This window comes from Gilvimarinus sp. F26214L, from assembly GCF_054401055.1.
Genome location: NZ_JBTIYG010000007.1, coordinates 158,014 through 172,254, shown reverse-complemented (window position 1 = coordinate 172,254; position 14,241 = coordinate 158,014). Strand labels below are relative to the sequence as shown.

Sequence of the window (14,241 nt, the reverse complement as noted above, 5' to 3'; positions counted from 1 at the left end):
TTTGTTTAGATGATTACTGTTCGGGGCACCTGAGCGTAGTTTTCCCAGTAAGTGGCTTTTTCGGGAACAGCGCTTAGCTCAGGCTGAACATTTCCTTTTTTGTCCGTGACGCGCGACACCAGGGTGTGTTCGCCGGGCGCGGGAGCTGTCCACTGGCATGAGAACAACTTCCAGGAGTAGCGGCCGTTCTGCTCGTGCCACTGGGCCGGTCGCCATGGGCCGTCGTCAATCTTGACTTCGATGCTCTTCAAAGGCGTCCCGTCGTTAAGGGCGAAACCGCTCACTGTGTATTCATCGCCGCGTCTCGTGAGGCGGGTGATAACCGATTTCAAGTTCATCCGCCCCACCGAGCTTTCGACCCAGCGATCTTCTTTGCCAGGGTCGCGCTTCAGCGTGACGTAGTCGCGCGCCATGAAACGGCCCATGTAGCGCGTGTCCTGCACATGGATACGGCTGAGCCATTTCACGTTGGCAACACCGTACCAGCCGGGCACGATCAAACGCAACGGTTTACCGTGAAACAGCGGTAGCGGTGCGCCGTTCATCTCATAGGCGAGCAGTGCACCGCTGTTCATTGCGTCCTCGACCGACAGGCTGCGACCGAAATGTTGCTGTACCTTGCGGCCGCGAATCTCTTCTTCACCCACGTCGGCGCCAAAGAATACCACTTCAGTCCCTTCCGGCTTAATCCCGCAATCATCCAGCACCTCGTCCAGGCGCACACCGGCCCACCTGGCGTTGCCGATCAGACCATGGAACAGACGGTCCTGGTTGCCGCCGCATTCAAACCCGACATCGAGCTCCCTGCGACGGTAACGTTTAAGTTGTTCCAGAGGGAAGGTCTGCGGTTTCTTCACCAGGCCCGTAACGCCCAACTCGAAACTGCCCGGGTCGAGATCCGGCTGTCCATAGTGCTGCACCACGTAAAAGTCAGCGTTATTGGTGTAGAACGAGGATATCTGCCGCGTGTCGAGGTAGTGCATGGCACCGGGTTGCGCCGGGCCACGGGCAAAATCGGCCGGCATATCACTGAAGGGAACCAACTCCTCACCATCGGCCAGGGCCGGCATCATCCAGGCGGGGAGCGCGGCGAGGGACCCCGCCAGAAGACCTGTTTTGATCGCCTCGCGCCGTTCGCGTGCCTCAGGGGAATCTAAAGCGGGTTGGTCGTCAGCCTTGTTGATAGTATCGGCTGTTGTCCGGGGTTGCTTGGGCATGGGAGGGTCCCTGGTTTTTGCTGAATCATGACATTACTCAGCAGTTCGCTATTGTTCAAGCAAATAATAGTTAGCGCGGGAGTCCTTTGTCGTTAGTCTGGGACCTGTCAGCGCTCTAGTGATTGTGAAAGACAGTTGGGCTGCTGCCGTTTGGCTTCAGGGCGGGTTTTGCTATGCTCAGCGCTGTTCTCCATCGACCGGAATCGAACGACTCTTCTGATGCCCTCTTCAGCCCTAAACTGCACTGTGCAGTCGCTCCTTCCAGACGCCCGTATCGAGCCCTTTGCACCCCCCGATTTGCCCCTCGAGCTTTACTTGATCAATGCCGACTTTCCCCGCGAGCGCATTCCACCGGAGGTGGCCTTGCGGCTGATGGAGGAGCCCTTCTATTGGGCGTTCTGTTGGGCCTCCGGCGCGGTGCTGGCCCGTTACCTGTTGGACCACCGGCCCTGGTGGCAGGCAAGCGGGTGCTGGATTTCGGCTGTGGCTCGGGGGTGGTTGCTATCGCCGCTGCCATGGCGGGCGCCGCCGAAGTTATCGCCTGTGATATCGACCCGCTAGCACGCGCTGCCACAGACGCCAACGCCGGCCTCAACCGGGTGGCTTTGACGCTCAGCGAGGACTTTGATCAGGTGCGCGGCGAGATCGACGTAATCGTCGCCGCGGATGTGTTGTACGACCGCGGGAACCTTCCCTGGCTGCACCGGTTTCGGGAACGGGCAAACGGAGTGCTGGTTGGGGATTCGCGCATCAAACTTTTCGATTTTCCCGGATACCGGAAACTTTGCGAAACAGGCGGCTGCACCCTCCCCGATCTGGATGAAAGTGCGGAGTTCCGCAAGGTCAGCATCTATGCGAATGATGCGCTGTCGATTTAATCTCCGACAATCACTTTCTGGCGGGAACAACACGCCAGATTGTGTTCGACAGATCGTCCGCAACAATGAGCGCACCGCGCGGATCCACCGTCACCCCCACCGGCCGCCCACGAGTCTTTCCGTCAGCGCCCATAAAGCCGCCTACAAAGTCCACCGGCTCGCCCCCTGGCCGGCCATCGCTGAATGGAATGAAGATGACCTTGTAACCAGCCGGCTCTTCTCGATTCCAGCTCCCGTGTTCGCCTACAAACACACCTTCTGCAAAGGACTCGCCCATGGCAGGGACTGAGAAATCCAGGCCGAGGGCGGCCACATGCGAACCCAGGCTGTAGTCGGGAACGATGGCCGAGGCGACCTTGGTCGGATCCTGCGGGCGTACGCGCTCATCCACATGCTGGCCCCAGTAACTGTAGGGCCAGCCGTAGAACCCCCCTTCCCGCACGGAGGTGAGATAGTCAGGGACCAGATTCGGGCCCAGTTCGTCCCGTTCGTTCACCACTGCCCAAAGTTGGCCGATGTCGGGGTGGAAGGCAAGCGCCGTGGGATTGCGAAGCCCGGTGGCATATTGCCGGTGAGCTCCGGTTTCGGCGTCAATCTCCCAGATCACCGCCCGGTCCACTTCAGCTTCCATGCCGCGCTCGGTGATGTTGCTGTTGGAGCCAATGCCCACGTACAGGAACCGACCGTCCGGTCCGGCAGCGAGTGCCTTGGTCCAATGGTGGTTGATGGCTGAGGGCAGCCTGGTAACCGTCTGCGGGGAACCACTGGCCCGAGTTTGCCCGGCGCGGTATTCGAAACGCACGAGAGCGTCCTGGTTGGCCACATAGAGGTTATTGTCCACCAGAGCGAGCCCATAGGGAGCATTGAGGTTCTCCGCGAAGACCTTCTGGAGTTCATACTCACCATCCCCGTCGGCGTCACGCAGCAGCGTCAGGCGGTCGCCGCTCTCAACCTGGGTGGTGCCCTTCGCCTTGATGTAACCGGCAATCACATCTTTTGGCTTCAAGGCCGGCGCGTTGCCGCCCCTTCCTTCAGCGACAAGAATGTCGCCGTTGGGAAGAACCAGCGTCTGCCGAGGAATCTTGAGATCGGTGGCAATGGCCGTGATGGTGTAGCCTTCGGGCACTGTCGGAAGCTGCTCGCCCCAGGGAGCCGGGTCGGCAATGGTCATACTGGGCAATAAGCCACGCTGCGGCTCTGGCAGGACCGGGTCCGGCCCTACGAGCCTCTGGTCGGGATCAGCGCCGTCGCAGCCAATCAGCAACGCCATCAGCAGTGATATAGTCAAACCTCTCCACGACTTCATCGCGCACCTCCCACCCGCCGGACGGAAAAGCCTGCCCATGTCGCTGCGCATGCGAGCAAAAGCACGGCAGCGGAAAGAATGAGACCATCTGGCATGCTCCCCCAGGCATCGCGCGCGTGAACCAGGGCGTTGATGAAACCAAAAAGCCAGGTGGCCAGTAGCAGAAGCGTATAGATCAGGACATGCATTCCGCGGCCACGGATCAGATCGACGACGGCCCACAGTATTGCGAATCCCGCGAACACAAGACCACCAGCAGTAAGCCAGGAAGCGAAACTACTCCATTGGATCTGGTACGTCGAAAAGTAGGCGATGTCGCTTAATAGTGCTCCCAGGAACAGGGGCACACTCCCTGCGAGCAGGACTGAATGAACAGGGTGGACCATTATCTGATGTGCTTGATCTTCCGTGACTGGCACAGGATTTACCTCAATGCTGTTTGCGAGGAGCGCTTCCCTTAACTTCCCTCCCCAATGCAATAATCGACCCGATCAGGGCAGTTGCCAGGCCGAACAGGGACGTTCGGCTCGCGAATCGAGCACGTAAGTTCTTGGTTCGTGGTAGAGGGTTTGCGGACATGCGCCGCATTGAACAAACCCAGGACGGCCTTTTTCAACCCGCTGCCAGAAATCGCTCACAAAAAAAAGGCGCCCCGAAAGGCGCCTTTTTTCGAATCCCCATCTGCTACTTGCTCGCCACTTCTTTTTTCTGGTCGTCAGCGATGTAGTAGGAGAAGTATCCGATGAACATTTCGTCCCAGGTCTGCAGACCGAAAGTAAGCTCCTTGCTGGGGTCCGGGTTCGCCGGGTTGTACTTCGAGTTGTCGAAGGCTCCGGACACGCGGACCTTGGTGCCGGCCGGAAGCCTGATCGGTTCTTTCAGCGCGAACGTGGGCTGCCAGTTGTAGCTGTAGTCGGGCACGTTCATCAACACCTTGGTGCTGCCGTTGGGCAGTTCCGCAGTAAACTTCATGTCCTTGCCACGGAAGTGCATGTGCGGGCGCAGACCGTAGAGGACGATCTCTTCCTCGAACAGGTGGCTGGCCTCGGTCTTGTGCTCGAGAGCGTGCGGCGGGATTGTGAACTGGGTGGCAACCGCCGTGTTCAGGTACTCGTGCTCGGGAAGCTCGTCCTCGTCGTAGAAGTAAACACCCAGCAGGGTTTCGTCGGTGGTGGCCTTGCCGTTGGTGGTGTAGTGGAACTGCATGGCCAGGTGATGACCCTTGGGCACAAACACCCCGGTGTTCTCCGGGAAGGTCATAGCGTCCACTTTGCCGGGGGCATAGCCTTCAAGGAACTTGCGGGAGTTGAGGCCGGCCGCGGGACCGTCACCCCGTCGACGGGGCGGCGGGGCTTCGCCGATCTCGCCCTGCACTTCCTGACCCGGTACGAATTCCTCGGTGGGTGGGACCACATAGGTCAGCAGGTGGTGGAGTACCGCGGGATCGCCGGGAATGAACTGCACGGCCTTGATCCACTTGTCCTCTTCGAGACCGAACGCAACAGTGGTGTTGATGTAGTCCAGTACCCCGGTGGCCGGTATGTCATGTTTCGGCAACTTCAGGACCAGATCCGGCTCACCCATCTGCCATGCGCGCAGGTCCGCGTGCGCGATTTTGGTCAGCGGATCTTCCGGGCTGTCGCCGCGCGGGGCGCCCGCATCGATCCAGTGCACCAGGGTCTGCAACTCGTCGTCGGACATGTAGTTGGCGTTGGTAAAATGATTGAAGTGCGGGTCCACCTGCATGGGCGGCATGCGCTTGGTCAGGAGCACCTCTTTGATCATGGGGCCGAAACCAAGAACCATTGCGTGGTTGTTCATGGCAAAGGGCCCGATGCCGCCCTCACGGTGGCAGTAGGCACAGTTCTTCTCGATCACTGGAGCCACGTCAGTCGCGTAATCAGGCACCGCTTTCTGGTGGGCCATCTTCACCGGGAAGCTGATGTCGCACCCTTTGGGGGTTTTGACTTCGGTCATGCCGCCCGGAGTACCGGCCACAATGTTCTGCAGGGTTTTGCCGATCTGCCCGCTCACCGGACCCCGATAGTTGATGGTCATCTGCTCGGGGTCGAGCACCACCACCTGACCGGCCTTGGTGATGCCGAGCTTTTCGGCAATCAACTGTGAGGAATCATCAAGAATGGGAAAGTCGATGGACTTGGCCTGGGCCGTCTCGATGAGCGAAGCGCGGTTCTCATCAGCCACGGAGTTCATCATGTAGAAGGCCACGTCTTTGCCCTGCCATTTGTCGCGCAATTTACGCAACTGCGCGACGCTCTTGTCGGCCGCCTTGCAGCTATTGGCCTGGGAAAAGATCACCAGGGCTTTGTTAAAGCGCTGGCGACTGACCTTCATGAATTCACCCTGATGATCGATCAGGGCGAAATCGCCTATTTTTACGGGGGCTTCGGCGCCGGTGGTGTTGGGCGTGGCGAGTGCATAGGAAGCCAGCAGAGTGGCACCGAAAGCCAGCATCAAATTGCGGGCATCAATCATGTTATTTACTCCTTCCGGTGAAAGCCGTCGGCGCTATCCTAACTTGTCCAGACAGACATTGGGGTTAAGTAGGTTTAAGCTATACCTTCAGCGTCTATCAGGGTTACCGTTAATAACCAAACTGGCAGACGACGGAGTGCGGAACAGGGCTTGGTGTTGGGTTACGGCCTTCGGCCTAACCCAACCTACAAAAGCGCATGCCACGAAGCCGTGCGTAGGTTGGGTTAGCGCAGCGTAACCCAACAATCAGGGTGCGATTAAGTTGCATGTTGCGTAGCCCCGTGATGGGTGCGCCGCCAGCGGTGTTGGGTTACGGCCTTCGGCCTAACCCAACCTACAAAAACGCATGCCACGAAGCCGTGCGTAGGTTGGGTTAGCGCAGCGTAACCCAACAGCAAGCCGTGCCCTGGTACGGCGCCAGCAGTAGAGAGGAAGCAATGGATATGAGAGTGAGAGCGGCCGAGGCGCACAACGAGCGACGTTTGCGTGCGCTGGACCCGGCACGGGCGCCGCGGGGCCGAGGTTTTCTGTCCTGGATGGGATTTGCAATCGGGCCTTACCGGCGGACCTTCTGGCTGGTCACGCTGGTCATGGCCATGCGCCATACTATGGCCGCGGCCATTCCTCTGTTCTTTTCCTATTTTATCGGGCTGGTCGCCGCGGGCGGGCTGGACTTCGGCGATGCCATGGTTCGCGCCACGCCCTATCTGGTGGTCTTCGCCCTTTTTCTCGCCAGTGTGGCCGTGCTCTATCCGCAGCTCATCATGGTGGACCTGGCGACGCGCAGCCTGGGCATGTACGCACTGGACCGGATGATCGCCATGGACACAACCTGGCACGAGGACAAGGCCAGCGGTGCGAAAGGCCAAAAGATCAACAAGGGGCGCGAATCCTTCAAGATCCTGCTGGACAGTTTCTTCTGGGCCATTCTCGCCCAGGTAGGCTTGTTCGTGTCCCTGGGCGCAGCCATTGCCGTGCTGGATGTGCCGCCGCTCTTCTATGCGCTCTACCTGCTTTTTGGCCTGAGTTACTGCGTTATCGCCGTATTCACACTTCCGGCCCTGCGGCGGCGCTTCGACCGGTTCTACGCAGCGTTTGAGGAATTGTTCGCCAACGTTTACGACTTCCTGTCTTCGGTGACGACCATCAAGATTTTCACCCTGGAACGCCCGATTCTGCGCCGTGCCCGCACCGTGGAGTTGGCGGGCCATCAAACGGCCCAGCGTCTGTACAGCTTCCAGGGCTTGCGCTGGATACTGCTGAATCTTCTGGCGGGCCTCTGGATCGCGGGTATCTTCGTCGTGGCCCTCTATTTCGCCACCACCGGAGCGATGCCCCTGGAAGCGTTCACCCTGGTCCTCATGTTCACGGTCAGCGCCTGGATGCGTTTCGAATGGCTGGCCTACGAGCTGAACGCCATGGTGGAGGCCTATGCCGGCTTCCAGCGTCTGACGGATGTATTGGCCGACGCCCGGGATGCGGTGGAAGCGCCTGATGCTGCGACCGGCGAGATCTTCACGCCACGGCGGGGCGAGATCACGCTTTCCGACCTCACCTTTGCCTACAAGGCCTCCGTCGATCCGGTCATGAAAAATCTGAACCTGTTCATCCCCGCGGGCCAGAAGGTGGGACTGGTAGGGCCGTCGGGGGCGGGCAAGTCGACTCTGCTGAAACTGCTGTTGGCACTCTACAAACCTCAGAGCGGCTGCCTGGCCGTGGACGGGAGATCGGTTGCCGACCTGGACGTGCATGCCTACCGTCAGGCTTTCGCGGTGATTCCCCAGGAGCCGGCCATATTCAATATGTCCCTGCGGGACAATATTCGTTTTGCGCGGCCGGAGGCCACCGATGGGGAGGTGGAGGCCGCCGCCCGTGCGGCCCATGCCCATGACTTCATTGCGACCTATCCACAGGGATATGAGACCGTTGCCGGCGAGCGCGGGGTGATGCTGTCCGGCGGCCAGCGCCAACGCATTGCCATTGCCCGCGCCGTGCTGCGCGACGCACCGATCGTCATTCTGGACGAGGCCACCAGTGCCCTGGATTCGGAAACCGAACAGCTGGTGCAACAGAGCCTGGACAATCTGTTTGCCGGCCGCACAGTAATCGCCATCGCCCACCGCCTGTCGACACTGGCGCGATTTGAACGCATCGTGGTGATGGAGCAAGGCCATATCGTGGAAGACGGCTCCCACGACGCCCTGATTCACAAAGCGGGGATTTACGCGCGGCTATGGGGCTTGCAGGCGCGCACGGCGGATTAGCGGGCTGTAAAAAGTCGTTCAACACTGCCAGGCTCGCCCGGGAGTTTTACCAGGGCCACCACTGGGTTCCGCCGCGGCCATAGTCCTGCGCTGCCCTTTCGAAACGGTTGCGCAACGGTCCGGTAAATCCCCCGGCCGCCAGGTAGGCCGGCAAGAACAGGATTCCCAGAATTTCCGATTGGCGGGTATGCGCCTCTTCGTGACGACCGACGTTTACTGTTGGGTCGCCAAAAGCACCATAGTGTTCGGGCTGAAGGCGACCTCCATAGGACACGGTGTTGCCAATAGTGATGGCGCAGCGGTTCACGGTGAGCGGGTTGCCATGGAACTGGATGGCATTGTGTCCCAGGCTCCAGGTGGGCCGGCATTGCGTCAGACGCAAGGCAAAGCCGATATTGCCGATCCCGTAGCCCAGCAGGCCGTAGGCAATGCCAATGACGGTGTTGGGCAGATTCCACACCTTGCCGACCACGCTGCCAAGTACCACCCGATTCATCGCGGCTGAATAGCTACTCTTTCAACGGTGGACCACTGAACTCGGCTTCAATGATGATCTGCACCTCGTTGCCGACGCCCATGGTGCTGCCTTCCGGCGGCAGGCCGAAGTCCATGCCGTAGTCGGCGCGCTTGAGAGTGCCGGTGGCCGAAAATCCCACCCGCGCGTTGGGGTCCATCTCGTGCCCCGCGTAACCGCCGTTGTAGCGCACATCCAGAGTCAACGGTCGGGTGACGCCGCGCAGGGTGAAATCGCCTGTCACCTGCACCTGGTTCTCACCGACCGTCTCCACCTCTTTGGAAACAAAACGAATTTGCGGATGCTGTTCCGCTGCAAGCCAGTCCTCGCCCTGCAACATGGCATTGAAGTCCAGTTGCTCCGGGGTTGGGAAATCGGTCTCCAGTGAGCGGGCATTCACTTCCGCCTGCAACTTCGATGCTTCGAGATCTTTCGGGTCAAAGTAGAGCTCGGCATCAAAGTCGGTGAAGCGGGCCGTATACATGGAGAACCCCAGATGATCCACCTTGAAGATTACGCTGGCATGGGCGCGATCCAGTTGGTAGTCGCCCGCCGGCACCGGCGCAGTGGAGGGTTGCTGGGCGAGGGCCGTCGTGGCCAGCAGCAGAGTGGCAGCTACGAGAGTTTTTAATCCAGTCATAAGTCATCCTTTGTGAAGTTGAATCAAGCCCGTCGGAATCGAGCAGCTATTCTGCGAAACTCTTTGGCTTTGACAAGTAGCTTGTCGATGGTTGGACGGATAAATCGACAGCGCTCACTCCTCCTGGATGCCCAAGCTTGCGTCGCAACGTCAGCCGGTGCACATGGCCCTTTGTCGGATAGCGACACTCGGTTACAGTAAAGAACTCTCACGAGATAACCGTACCCATGACCCTGAGCAATCCCTGCACTGCCCCGCCCTGCCCCGGAGCCAACTGCACATCCACCGGCAAAGCGGCTGCGGCCCTGGCACAGTTCATTCGACACCACCCCCGCCTGATGATCCTGACGGGCGCGGGGGTGAGTACCGACTCCGGCATTCCCGACTATCGGGACGAGGACGGCGCCTGGAAACGCAAGCAGCCGGTCCAGCATGGAGATTTCATGTCCAGCCTGGCGACGCGGCGCCGCTACTGGGGGCGCAGTCTGGTGGGTTGGCCGGTGATGCAGCAGTCGCGCCCGAACTCTGCCCACCGGCTGCTGACGGAGCTGGAACAGCGGGACCACAGCCAGCTGCTGGTGACGCAGAACGTGGATCGCCTGCACCAGCGCGCCGGAAGTCAGCGGGTTATTGATCTGCACGGCCGCGCCGATGAAGTGATCTGCATGAGTTGCGGGTACCGCTGCGACAGGCAGTCAGTTCATGAACGGTGTCTGGCGATGAATCCCGATTTCCAGCGCTTCCGCGCCACCACGGCACCGGACGGAGATGCGGACCTGGAGGTGGACTTCAGCAATTTCCGGATCGCGGACTGTCCCCATTGCGAGGGCATTCTCAAGCCTGATGTGGTGTTCTTTGGTGACCACGTGCCCCGCGAACGCGTTCAGGCCGCCATGGATGTACTGCGGGCCAGTGACGGGCTGCTGGTGGTGGGCTCGTCGCTGATGGTCTACTCGGGCTTTCGCTTTTGCCGGTTCGCCCGGGAATGGGGCAAACCCGTGGCGGCCCTGACCCTGGGCCGCACCCGGGCCGACGATTTGCTCCACCTCAAGCTCAATGCCCGCATCTCAGAAACGCTCGCCCTTGCGCTGGGGCAGCTCTGAACATGGAGGCACAGATGGCTGAACTCCCGACCAGAACTTTCACTCGCCGCACACTCATCAGATTGGCGGGGGCAAGCGTAGCGGCGGTTGCTGTCCCCGGGTGTGCCTCGACCACAGGAGCTAACACCATGTACGGTTTGATCGGACAAATTAACGCAGCGCCCGGCGAACGGGACAATCTGGTCACGATACTTCTGGAGGGCACAAGAGACATGCCGGGCTGCCTCAGCTATGTCATAGCGGAAGACCCGACAGACGCCGACGGGATCTGGATTACGGAGGTCTGGGACAGCCGGGAGAGCCACCAGGCCTCCCTGTCCCTGCCCTCGGTGCAGGACGCCATGGCAAAGGGCAAGCCGCTCATTGCCGGGTTTGGCTATCGCTTCGAGACCTCACCGGTCGGCGGTCGTGGTTTGTGACGGCCAATCGAGGCGCATGAAAGGCGACGTGCCCGACCGCCTGGCCTAGACTCCGCCGTGGGTCGCTCCGTGGTCGTCCAGTGCTTTGCGATGGAAATGCGGAAGCCGCTCGAGCGCATAGTGTGCGGCGGCCAGACGGACCTGGTTGCGGTCGCCGTCGAAATGACCAGTCTCGCTGTAAGCATAGGAATTCTTGCCGCACCTGACCGCCCATGCGAAGCAGACTGTGCCCACCTCCGTGCCGTCATCGGCGGGCGCCGGGCCCGCGAGGCCCGTGTTGGCAACCGCCACGTCGGCGTTGTTGCGATTGAGCGCGCCCATGGCCATTTCCAGTGCGACGGGCTCACTGGTAAGGCCGTGATGCTCAATGGTGTCCAGATTCACGTTCAGATAACGCTTCTTCGATTCCGGTGAATACACCGCCAGTCCGCTGTCCAGGCAGCCACCACTGCCGGGAACGCGCGCAAGTTCCGAGGCGATCAGACCCGCCGTACAGGATTCGGCGGTGGCCAGGATCAGCTTGTTCTCTTTCAGATAATCGACGGTTTTTTCCAACAGCTCCATACGCGATCCTCGCGCGACGTGTTGCGGGTGCCTCGTTGAGGGTATGCAAGCGCCAGACCTTCGCAGCCCCCCAGTCGGTTCGAAGGATGGAAAGTGCGCCGACTTTGTTTGCTGGCGCTTTGTGCCTCAGTGGTCGCCAAACCTGCCCCTTCAGCTGCGGTCCTAACTGCGGACCCACACAACAATGGAGGTTGGCAATGGGAATCCTGTCGTGGATAGTCATGGGCCTGATCGTAGGCGTGCTCGCGAAACTTATCATGCCGGGCAAGGATCCCGGCGGTTTTATTGTCACGATCCTGCTGGGAGTCGCGGGGGCGTTCGTCGGCGGGTTTATTGGCTCTGCGCTGGGCCTGGGGGAGGTGAGCGGATTCAACCTGGGGAGCTTTCTGCTGGCGACCGGGGGAGCAATTCTGCTGCTGATTCTGTACCGCGTAATCAAGAAATAGCGGGGCACCAGCTGGCACGGCCCGCCCGCCTTTCGGGCGCGCCGATTGCCTCGGCTTCGCCAACCCTATAACGCGCGAATGAGACCTTCCTGGGCTACGCTCGCCAACAGGCGCCCGTCCTTTGCGAAGATGCTGCCGCGGTTCATGCCCCGGGCATTACCTGCCCACGGGGTGTCCATGACGTAGGCCATCCAGTCGTTTGCCTGGATATTGTTGTCGTGAATCCAGAGCGCATGATCAATGCTGGCCGACATCAGCTTACCTTGCGCCCAGCTCAGACCGTGCGGCCGCGTACAGGTACTCAGCAGAACACTGTCCGAGGCGTAGGCCAGTGCTGCCCGGTGCACTCTCTGGCTGTCCGCCAGGGGGTCGCGAACACGAAACCATATTGCCTGCTCGCGCTTTCTGGGGGTCACGAGGAAGTGCGCGGATTCATCCACGGACCGCACCTCCACCGGGCGCTCCCTTTTTACCACCTCCAGCACCTTGGGACTCAGCTCACTGTGATGTTTGTCGGCCAGCAGTTCGTCCGGGAGCAGTTCGTCGGGGTCCGGCAGACTGGGGGCGTCCAACTGGTGCTCCAGTCCGGGCTCCACCCCCTGAAAGGAGGCGGTGAGGTTGAGAATGGGTTTGTCGTTTTGCAGAGCGACCACCCGGCGATTGCTGAAGCTGCGCCCGTCCAGATCGAGATGCACCTGATACCGAACCGGTAGCTCTGCGTCGCCGGGGCGCACGAAATAGTTGTGGCTGGAGTGAACAAGCTTGGTGGCATCCACCGTCTTGGCCGCGGCCATCAATGCCTGCCCCAGCACCTGGCCGCCGAACAAACGCCCCGTTTCACCCGCCAGGGGTTTGCCCAGGAACTGGTTGTCGCCCAGATCCTGGACGTCCAGCAGTTGATTCAGCAGCGATGTTGGTGTCATGGAATTCCCGAGTGGCTGTGGTCAGAAGCAGGAACCGGCCGGCGCGGCCGCCCCAAGCGGAGAGCGGGCATTGTACAAGCGGAACAGATTTCCTCAAGCTGCTTGCCCCGCCATATAGACTGGAACATGGAGCCCCGGTGGATGTGCGGACATTCGTTTCAATGCAGTCCGTCGTCGTCCTCGAACATTCTCACCATGTACCCCGAATCCAGCGCCTGCCTGAGCGCCTGATCGGCCTGCAGCAGGTTCTCGTCCCGAAGCGTCGCGGGGGCCATGAACTGGCGTTTTTCGATGTCGACGTCCTTGAAACCGGCTCGTAACAGGTAGAGTTTGCAGAGCTGCTCGGCGCCGAACGCATCCTGAAAATTGATGTAAACCATGAAATGCATGCGCCGCCCTTCCGGTACGCCGCTTTGTGTTCCTCTGGCTGTGGCATTGGCTGAAAATACGTACATGAGTTATCTCTCTGTTGTCTCCCTGGCGATGTCCTGAGAGGCGATGTCCTGAGAAGCCGTGCCCTGAGGAGCAGTGCCCTGAGAAGCAGTGCCCCGAGAAGCAGTGCCCTGAGCGGCGATGGCTTCGGCCAGCGCATCACACACCACCCGAACCGAGGGAAGCAAACCTCTCCGGTGCGGAATTAACAGCGTCGATAGCACCTCGCCTGCAGTCCAGTCCGGCAGAACCCGTACCAGCTTGCCCGTTTCAAGCTCCCGCTGACAAAGTTTCCGGGGCAGGCGGGCAATGCCGAGCCCTGCGGTCGCGGCTCGCAACAGAACCGTTGATTCGTCGGCCGTGAAGCGTCGCTTCGGCCGAACCTCAGTCTGGCGCCCGGCTTGGTCCCGGAGTATCCAGTTGTCTTCGGATTGGGAGCTCAGCAGACCCTCGTGTCCGGCCAGGTCTTCGGGTCGTCCCGGCACGCCCTGCTCTTCGAGGTATGAAGGCGCTGCGATCAGGAAGATGGACCCGCTGCCGATGCGGCGCTGCACCAGCTCCGAATCCGGCAGCGGCTTGAAATGGTCCCGCACCGCGATATCGAAACCTTCCTGCACTATATCAACGAAGCGATCGGTGGCGTGAACCTCCAGCTGTATCTTGGGATAGGTACGGGCAATGGTCGGTAGCAGGTCGGCGAGGGAAATCTGTGCGGTTGGAACGGAACAGGTGATGCGCACCGCTCCGCTGGGTTCGGCGAGGCGGCCCTTGACCAGGTTCTCTGCCGCTTCGGCTTCGATCAGCGCTGCAACGGCGTGTCGGTAGAAGTTGCGGCCCATTTCGGTGGGTACGAAACTGCGCGACGTGCGGTGGATCAGGCGCGCCCCGACGCTCTTTTCCAGCTCCGCCACTCGCTTGCTCAGGGTCGACTTGGGGATGTGGAGCTTTCTTGCGGCGGCGGCAAATCCCCCGTGATCCATGACATGCACAAAAAAATGGAGGTCGTTGAGATTCAGCACTCTGATGCCCCTGGATCGTT

General features: G+C 60.4%; 15 protein-coding genes. 5 read left to right on the top strand and 10 right to left on the bottom strand.

Annotation, left to right across the window (positions count from 1 at the left end; genetic code table 11):
- Positions 1-5 precede the first annotated feature (5 nt).
- A complete protein-coding gene (locus ACURWW_RS10060) occupies positions 6-1,217 on the bottom strand; it encodes a sulfite oxidase (RefSeq protein WP_445617133.1) in 1,212 nt (403 codons plus the stop codon).
- Between the two features lie 389 nt (positions 1,218-1,606).
- Here ACURWW_RS10060 and ACURWW_RS10055 point away from each other — a divergent pair, with 389 nt between their 5' ends.
- Positions 1,607-2,095: a class I SAM-dependent methyltransferase gene (locus ACURWW_RS10055; protein ID WP_445617132.1), complete on the top strand. Its 489-nt coding sequence runs from the start codon at positions 1,607-1,609 to the stop codon at positions 2,093-2,095.
- Between the two features lie 10 nt (positions 2,096-2,105).
- Here the strand turns inward: ACURWW_RS10055 and ACURWW_RS10050 are convergent, their stop codons facing one another.
- The 3 genes from ACURWW_RS10050 to ACURWW_RS10040 form a co-directional block, all read right to left on the bottom strand.
- Positions 2,106-3,383, bottom strand: coding sequence for a PQQ-dependent sugar dehydrogenase (locus ACURWW_RS10050; RefSeq protein ID WP_445617131.1), 1,278 nt, complete (start codon positions 3,381-3,383; stop codon positions 2,106-2,108).
- 14 nt (positions 3,384-3,397) lie between these two features.
- A complete protein-coding gene (locus ACURWW_RS10045; RefSeq protein WP_445617130.1) occupies positions 3,398-3,820 on the bottom strand; it encodes a DUF2231 domain-containing protein in 423 nt (140 codons plus the stop codon).
- Positions 3,821-4,085: 265 nt separating this feature from the next.
- The gene (locus tag ACURWW_RS10040) at positions 4,086-5,897 is read right to left on the bottom strand and encodes a redoxin domain-containing protein (RefSeq protein ID WP_445617129.1); all 1,812 of its coding nucleotides are present in this window, start codon (positions 5,895-5,897) and stop codon (positions 4,086-4,088) included.
- 443 nt (positions 5,898-6,340) lie between these two features.
- Between ACURWW_RS10040 and ACURWW_RS10035 the strand changes: the two genes are divergently transcribed.
- Complete coding sequence (locus ACURWW_RS10035; protein WP_445617128.1) at positions 6,341-8,161, top strand: ABC transporter ATP-binding protein; 1,821 nt, start codon at positions 6,341-6,343, stop codon at positions 8,159-8,161.
- A 46-nt stretch (positions 8,162-8,207) separates the two neighbouring features.
- Here the strand turns inward: ACURWW_RS10035 and ACURWW_RS10030 are convergent, their stop codons facing one another.
- Entirely contained in the window at positions 8,208-8,657 is a 450-nt protein-coding gene (locus ACURWW_RS10030) for a hypothetical protein (RefSeq protein WP_445617127.1), read from the bottom strand.
- A 13-nt stretch (positions 8,658-8,670) separates the two neighbouring features.
- A complete protein-coding gene (locus ACURWW_RS10025; RefSeq protein ID WP_445617126.1) occupies positions 8,671-9,315 on the bottom strand; it encodes a YceI family protein in 645 nt (214 codons plus the stop codon).
- Between the two features lie 227 nt (positions 9,316-9,542).
- On the opposite strand from ACURWW_RS10025, the gene ACURWW_RS10020 reads away from it, so the two are divergent.
- Both ACURWW_RS10020 and ACURWW_RS10015 read left to right on the top strand, forming a co-directional pair.
- A complete protein-coding gene (locus ACURWW_RS10020) occupies positions 9,543-10,418 on the top strand; it encodes an NAD-dependent protein deacetylase (RefSeq protein ID WP_445617125.1) in 876 nt (291 codons plus the stop codon).
- A gap of 128 nt (positions 10,419-10,546) precedes the next feature.
- Positions 10,547-10,837, top strand: a complete 291-nt coding sequence (locus ACURWW_RS10015; RefSeq protein WP_445617124.1) for a putative quinol monooxygenase — start codon at positions 10,547-10,549, stop codon at positions 10,835-10,837.
- A gap of 45 nt (positions 10,838-10,882) precedes the next feature.
- Here the strand turns inward: ACURWW_RS10015 and ACURWW_RS10010 are convergent, their stop codons facing one another.
- Positions 10,883-11,401 carry a CinA family protein gene (locus ACURWW_RS10010; protein WP_445617123.1) on the bottom strand — a complete coding sequence of 173 codons (519 nt, stop codon included), beginning with the start codon at positions 11,399-11,401 and terminating at the stop codon, positions 10,883-10,885.
- Between the two features lie 197 nt (positions 11,402-11,598).
- Here ACURWW_RS10010 and ACURWW_RS10005 point away from each other — a divergent pair, with 197 nt between their 5' ends.
- A complete protein-coding gene (locus ACURWW_RS10005; RefSeq protein WP_445617122.1) occupies positions 11,599-11,847 on the top strand; it encodes a GlsB/YeaQ/YmgE family stress response membrane protein in 249 nt (82 codons plus the stop codon).
- A gap of 65 nt (positions 11,848-11,912) precedes the next feature.
- Here ACURWW_RS10005 and ACURWW_RS10000 read toward each other — a convergent pair whose 3' ends face one another.
- The 3 genes from ACURWW_RS10000 to ACURWW_RS09990 form a co-directional block, all read right to left on the bottom strand.
- Entirely contained in the window at positions 11,913-12,770 is an 858-nt protein-coding gene (locus ACURWW_RS10000; protein ID WP_445617121.1) for an acyl-CoA thioesterase, read from the bottom strand.
- Between the two features lie 158 nt (positions 12,771-12,928).
- Positions 12,929-13,225: a hypothetical protein gene (locus tag ACURWW_RS09995; protein WP_445617120.1), complete on the bottom strand. Its 297-nt coding sequence runs from the start codon at positions 13,223-13,225 to the stop codon at positions 12,929-12,931.
- A 3-nt stretch (positions 13,226-13,228) separates the two neighbouring features.
- Positions 13,229-14,221: a LysR substrate-binding domain-containing protein gene (locus ACURWW_RS09990; RefSeq protein WP_445617119.1), complete on the bottom strand. Its 993-nt coding sequence runs from the start codon at positions 14,219-14,221 to the stop codon at positions 13,229-13,231.
- Positions 14,222-14,241: the final 20 nt, after the last annotated feature.

Excerpts from the sequence above, each read along its gene's own strand:
- ACURWW_RS10040 (WP_445617129.1), bottom strand. The coding sequence starts at position 5,897 with ATGATTGATGCCCGCAATTTGATGCTGGCTTTCGGTGCCACTCTGCTG.
- ACURWW_RS10000 (WP_445617121.1), bottom strand. The coding sequence starts at position 12,770 with ATGACACCAACATCGCTGCTGAATCAACTGCTGGACGTCCAGGATCTG.
- ACURWW_RS10015 (WP_445617124.1), top strand. The coding sequence starts at position 10,547 with ATGTACGGTTTGATCGGACAAATTAACGCAGCGCCCGGCGAACGGGAC.
- ACURWW_RS10010 (WP_445617123.1), bottom strand. The coding sequence starts at position 11,401 with ATGGAGCTGTTGGAAAAAACCGTCGATTATCTGAAAGAGAACAAGCTG.
- ACURWW_RS10025 (WP_445617126.1), bottom strand. The coding sequence starts at position 9,315 with ATGACTGGATTAAAAACTCTCGTAGCTGCCACTCTGCTGCTGGCCACG.
- ACURWW_RS10020 (WP_445617125.1), top strand. The coding sequence starts at position 9,543 with ATGACCCTGAGCAATCCCTGCACTGCCCCGCCCTGCCCCGGAGCCAAC.
- ACURWW_RS10035 (WP_445617128.1), top strand. The coding sequence starts at position 6,341 with ATGAGAGTGAGAGCGGCCGAGGCGCACAACGAGCGACGTTTGCGTGCG.
- ACURWW_RS10005 (WP_445617122.1), top strand. The coding sequence starts at position 11,599 with ATGGGAATCCTGTCGTGGATAGTCATGGGCCTGATCGTAGGCGTGCTC.
- ACURWW_RS10030 (WP_445617127.1), bottom strand. The coding sequence starts at position 8,657 with ATGAATCGGGTGGTACTTGGCAGCGTGGTCGGCAAGGTGTGGAATCTG.
- ACURWW_RS09995 (WP_445617120.1), bottom strand. The coding sequence starts at position 13,225 with ATGTACGTATTTTCAGCCAATGCCACAGCCAGAGGAACACAAAGCGGC.
- ACURWW_RS10060 (WP_445617133.1), bottom strand. The coding sequence starts at position 1,217 with ATGCCCAAGCAACCCCGGACAACAGCCGATACTATCAACAAGGCTGAC.